The 4,962-nt window shown below is 70.5% G+C and carries 4 protein-coding genes and 2 pseudogenes; 4 read left to right on the top strand and 2 right to left on the bottom strand.

Features of this window, described 5'->3' with window-relative positions:
* Nucleotides 1–99: 99 nt before the first annotated feature.
* Nucleotides 100–903, top strand: coding sequence for an aldose 1-epimerase (locus QH270_RS04680; protein WP_280339081.1), 804 nt, complete (start codon nt 100–102; stop codon nt 901–903).
* An 11-nt stretch (nt 904–914) separates the two neighbouring features.
* Here the strand turns inward: QH270_RS04680 and QH270_RS04685 are convergent, their stop codons facing one another.
* Nucleotides 915–1,592 carry a TetR/AcrR family transcriptional regulator gene (locus QH270_RS04685; RefSeq protein WP_280339082.1) on the bottom strand — a complete coding sequence of 226 codons (678 nt, stop codon included), beginning with the start codon at nt 1,590–1,592 and terminating at the stop codon, nt 915–917.
* 208 nt (nt 1,593–1,800) lie between these two features.
* Here QH270_RS04685 and QH270_RS04690 point away from each other — a divergent pair, with 208 nt between their 5' ends.
* From QH270_RS04690 to QH270_RS04700, 3 genes and pseudogenes are all read left to right on the top strand, one after another.
* Nucleotides 1,801–2,610 (top strand): MlaE family ABC transporter permease, encoded by an 810-nt coding sequence (locus tag QH270_RS04690; protein WP_280339084.1) that lies wholly within the window; start codon nt 1,801–1,803, stop codon nt 2,608–2,610.
* Complete coding sequence (locus QH270_RS04695; RefSeq protein ID WP_280339083.1) at nt 2,611–3,471, top strand: ABC transporter permease; 861 nt, start codon at nt 2,611–2,613, stop codon at nt 3,469–3,471. It abuts the gene before it with no gap.
* Between the two features lie 159 nt (nt 3,472–3,630).
* Nucleotides 3,631–4,137: pseudogene (locus QH270_RS04700) on the top strand (MlaD family protein); the annotation flags it as partial.
* On the opposite strand, the pseudogene QH270_RS04705 reads toward QH270_RS04700, so the two are convergent.
* Nucleotides 4,053–4,952 (bottom strand): annotated as a pseudogene (locus QH270_RS04705) (NAD(P)-dependent oxidoreductase); the annotation flags it as partial. The pseudogenes QH270_RS04700 and QH270_RS04705 overlap by 85 nt on opposite strands.
* Nucleotides 4,953–4,962 lie beyond the last annotated feature (10 nt).

Genomic DNA, 4,962 nt, shown 5'->3' on the forward strand with positions numbered 1-4,962 from the left:
CGAACAATCCGGGCGGCGGTGGCGGCGGGGGCCAGTACCCGTTCAACTGACCGGCGTGGGTTCCGGCCCGCACCCGGCCGGAACCGCTAGTCTCCGCGCATGGCCGCCGACGAGGTGACGCTGCGCGCGGGCACCGCCACCCTCACCCTCGCTCCCGCAGACGGCGGGGCCCTGCACAGTCTCACCGTCGAGGGCACCGAACTGCTCCGACAGGACCCGGGCACCGGCTGTTTCGTCATGGCGCCGTGGGCGGGCAGGCTCGGCTACGGCACCTTCTCCGTCGACGGGCGCGCGTACCGGATGCCGATCAACAACGGCCCGCACAGCATCCACGGCACCGTCCGTGACGGCGCGTGGGAGGTGGCGGCGGTCTCCCCCGTCGAGGCCACGCTGCGGTACCGGCTGGTCGACCCGTGGCCGTTCGCGGGCACCGTCACCCAGACCTTCGCGCTCACCGACACCGGCCTCACTCTGACCATGCGCATCGCCACCGACGGCGACCCGTTCCCGGCGCAGGGCGGCTGGCATCCGTGGTTCCTGCGCGACCTCGCGCCGGCCACCGGTCCGCTCGAGCTCGAGTTCGAGCCCGCCTGGCAGTACGAGCGCGGCGAGAACTACCTCCCCACCGGCCGCCACATCCCGCCGGCGCCGCCGCCGTGGGACGACTGCTTCGCCATGCCCGACGGCGTCCACGCCCGCCTCACCTGGCCCGGCTTCCTCGAATTCACCATCACCAGCCCGGTTTCCGACGTGGTCGTGTGGACCTTGCCCGCGGAGTCGCTGTCGGTCGAAGCCCAGTCCGGCCCGCCCGACGGGCTGAACTCCGACCCGCGCATGGTCACCGTCGACGCACCGCTCGACATCCGCGTCGACTGGGCGTGGCGCCGGTTGCCGACGAGCTGAACCAGCACGCCTCAGCGGTCGCGGGGCGCCCTGGGCACGGTCCGCAACAGGGACCGCACCACGGGTCGCAGCCGGTCCGGCGGAAATCGGCGCGGGTCGGACAGCACCATCCTGCCCAGGGTTTCGGCGAAGCCGAACAGGGCGTGGCCGATGAGTTCCACGTCCACCTCGGCCGCGCCACCGCGCAGCCGCAGCCCCTGATCGAGCAGATCCGTCCCGCGGCCGACCATCTCGTCCCTGGCCGTGCCGAGGAGTTCTCGATAGCCGACGGGCGCACCGTCGCTGGGTAACAGGATCAACCGCCAGCGCGCCGGGTCGGTGGCCACCGCGTCGAGGAACGCCATCAGTGCCGCCACGAACTCCTCGTCGGGATCGGTGCCGCGCAGGTCGGCGGGCATGGCCGCGAACACCTGCGCCACCCCGGCCGCGTGCTCGCGGCGCAGCAGGGCCGCGACCAGTTCCGGTGCCGCGGGGAACAGGGCGTACAGCACCGGTTTGGCCACGCCCGCCTCCTGCGCGACGGCCTGCATCGTCAACCGGGCCAGCCCGTCCCTGGCGACCACGCGCAGGGCGGCGTCGAGCAGCTGCTCCCTGCGCTGCGCGGGCGGCAGCCTGGGCGTATTGCGCCCCCGGGGACGCCCCGCGCCCGACACCTGCCACACCCCGGCCGACTTCCGCTGCACGCTCACGCAGCGATCATGCCCAATTCGCGGACAGTCGCGCCAGGTATTGCTACTGTCTCAGACTGTTGGTTACACGACCGTAGGAATTATTTCTACGGCGGCGTAGCTCGTCAGTCAGATCTGGCCGCGCGTGCGGGCGGCCACACCGAACCCCGGGGTGATCGTCATCGTCACGACAACCGAAACAGCCAGTACACCAACGGATCGCGAGGTCATCTCCGAATTCGGCCGTCGCTGGTGGCGCACTCACCCCCAGCGGTCGATCGAGACCGCGGGCCGACAGGTGACCATGGGCTGGCAGGCGAGCGTGGAGCTGGTTCTCGCACTGACCCGTCGCCGCTTTCCACTGCGGGAATTCCTCCGTCAGTGCTCCTTCATGGCCAGTGTCTCAGCCACGCCGACGCTGCTGGTCGCCATTCCGGTCGCGGTGGTGGTCTCGATCCAGATCGGGTCACTGGTCGGGCAGGTCGGCGCGACCACCTTCATCGGCGCGGTCAACGGGCTCGGCATCATCCGGCAGGGCGCACCCCTGGTGACCTCGCTGATGATCGCCGGCGCGGTCGGCTCCTCGATCTGCGCGGACCTCGGCTCGCGCACGATCCGTGAGGAGATCGACGCGATGCGGGTGATGGGCGTCGACCCGGTCCGCAGGCTGGTGGCACCCCGCCTGCTCGCGGCCGTGTCGGTGAGCATGCTGCTGTGCGGATTCGTGGTCTTCATCGGCTTCGCCACCGGGTACGTGTTCAACGTCTTCGTCCAGGAGGGCACGCCCGGGTCCTACATCAGCACGTTCGCCTCGTTCGCGGTCGCGAGCGACCTGATCGTGGCGATCGTGAAGGCGGCGGTGTTCGGCGCGCTCACCGCGATCATCGCCTGCGACGTGGGGCTGCACACCCAGGGCGGCCCCGGCGGGGTCGCGAACGCGGTCAACTCGGCGGTGGTCAGTTCGGCGATCGTGCTGTTCGCGGCCAACATCGCGCTGACGCAGATCTACAACACCGTGTTCCCCTCGAAGGTGCTGTAGATGGCGAGCTATCTCCCGCCCGCGCTGCGGCCGTTGCGCGCGATGCGGCAGGTCACCCAGCCGGTCACGGACGCGAATATCCGTCTGGGACATCAGGGCATGGTGTTTCTGGAGGCGCTGCTCGCGATCCCGTTCGTCCTGCGCCATTACCGCAAAGAGGTCGTCCGCCTGATCGTCGACGTCACCTGGGGCAACGGCGCCCTGGTCGTCGGTGGCGGCACGGTGGGCGTGGTGCTCATCCTGTGCGGCTTCGGCGGGGTCACCGTCGGGATGGAATCGCATACGGCGCTGGATCTGCTGACCATGAGCCCGCTCACCGGTGCCGTCTCCGGTTTCGCCACCACTCGTGAGCTGGCCCCGCTGCTGGCGACGATCGCGTTCGCGGCTCAGGCCGGATGCCGGTTCACCGCGCAGATCGGTTCGATGCGGATCGCGGAGGAGATCGACGCGCTGGAGTCGATGGCCATCCGCCCGCTGCCCTACCTGATCACCACCCGCATGCTCGCGGCGGCGGTGGCGATTCTGCCGCTCTACAGCATCGGCATGGCGACGGCCTACCTGTCCACCAAGGTGACGGTGTTCTTCCTCGGCGGCAGCGGGATCGGCACCTACGACCACTACTTCCACCAGTTCCTCGACCCGGGCGACATCGCGTACTCGGTGCTCAAGGCGGTCGCGTTCGTGCTCGTCGCGACGTTCGTCCAATGCCACTACGGCTATATCGCCGCCGGTGGCCCCGAGGGTGTCGGTGTCGCGGCGGGCCGGGCCATCAAGATGACGATCATCGTCGTCGTCTTCCTCAATCTGCTTCTCACCATGGCTATCTGGGGCGTCGACCCGGGTATCCGGATCTCGGGATAGGTGGTCGGTGTGTATCCGGATCCCAGTGGGCGCGGCTGGTCGCGCCGGCGTCTCGGCCTGGCCGGGGTGGCGATGACGGCGAGCCTGTCGACCGTGGTGGCCCTGCTCGGGCTGCGCTACGGCGGCCATTTCGAGGACACCGTCGCGGTGACGGCCATGATGACCAGCACCGGGGACGGCCTGCCCGCTCGGGCGGACGTGCGCTTTCGTGGAATGCTCGTCGGCACGGTCGCGGAGGTGGAGATCGCCGACAAGGGTCTGCGGCAGCGGGTCGGCCTGCGGCTGGAACCGGCGGCGGCCGCGTCCATTCCGGACACGGTCACCGCCCGCGTGGTGCCCGCCAACATCTTCGGCGTCACCGCGATCGAACTGGTCGACAACGGCGCCGCCGCCTCGGCCCTGCGCGCCGGCGCGGTCGTCGAACAGGACACCAGCGGCGCCACCGTCGCCCTGCAGACCACGCTGACCACCCTGCGCGACGTCCTCGACCGCATACAGCCCGCCAAGCTGGCGCGGGTGCTGGCCACCCTCGCCGACGCGCTCGACGGCGACACCCGCCTGCCCGGTTCGACCATCGAACGGCTCGACCAGTGGATCACCGAGGTCCGCGCGCTGCCCGGGATCGGCACGCTGCTCGGCGATCTCGGCGCGGCGGCGTCCGCGGTGAACCGGTCGGCGCCCGAACTGGCCGACACCCTCGGCCGCTCGGTGCAGACGGCGCGCACGTGGCCCGACTTGATCGCGTCGGCCAGGGCCTGCTCGTCGATCAGGCCACCGCGGGCGGCGTTGACGATGATGACGCCCGGCTTGGTCTTGGCCAGGGTCTCGGCGTTGAGCATGCCCTTGGTCTCGGGCGTCTTCGGCAGGTGGATGGAGATGAAGTCGGCGCGCTCGAGCACCTCTTCCAGGCTCAGCAGCTCGATGCCCAGCTGGGCGGCGCGCGCGGGCGAGGTGTAGGGGTCGTACGCGACGATCTTGGTCTCGAACGCGGCGAGGCGCTGCGCGAACAGCTGGCCGATGCGGCCGAGGCCGATGACGCCGACGGTCTTGCCGAGGATCTCGACACCGTTGAACTTGCTGCGCTTCCAGGTCTTCTCGCGCAGGGTGGCGTCGGCGGCCGGGATCTGGCGCGCGGCGGCGAGCAGCAGGGTGACGGCGTGCTCGGCGGCGGTGTGGATGTTGGAGGTGGGGGCGTTGACGACCATCACGCCACGCTCGGTGGCGGCGGGCACGTCGACGTTGTCGAGGCCGACGCCGGCACGGGCGACGATCTGGAGCTTCTTGCCCGCCTCGAGCACCTCGGCGTCGACGGTGGTCGCGGAACGCACGAGCAGCGCGTCGGCCTCGGGCACCGCGGCGAGCAGGGCCGGGCGGTCGGGGCCGTCGACCCAGCGAACCTCGACACCGTCACCGAGCGCGTCGACGGTCGACTGGGCGAGCTTGTCGGCGATCAGAACTACAGGACGGCCTGCTTGGCTCACTGTGGGGTAC

The sequence above is a fragment of the Nocardia neocaledoniensis genome, from assembly GCF_029868625.1.
Classification (GTDB): Bacteria; Actinomycetota; Actinomycetes; order Mycobacteriales; family Mycobacteriaceae; genus Nocardia; species Nocardia neocaledoniensis_A.

Coding starts and splice junctions, on each gene's coding strand:
- QH270_RS04680 (WP_280339081.1), top strand. CDS start 100: ATGGCCGCCGACGAGGTGACGCTGCGCGCGGGCACCGCCACCCTCACC.
- QH270_RS04695 (WP_280339083.1), top strand. CDS start 2,611: ATGGCGAGCTATCTCCCGCCCGCGCTGCGGCCGTTGCGCGCGATGCGG.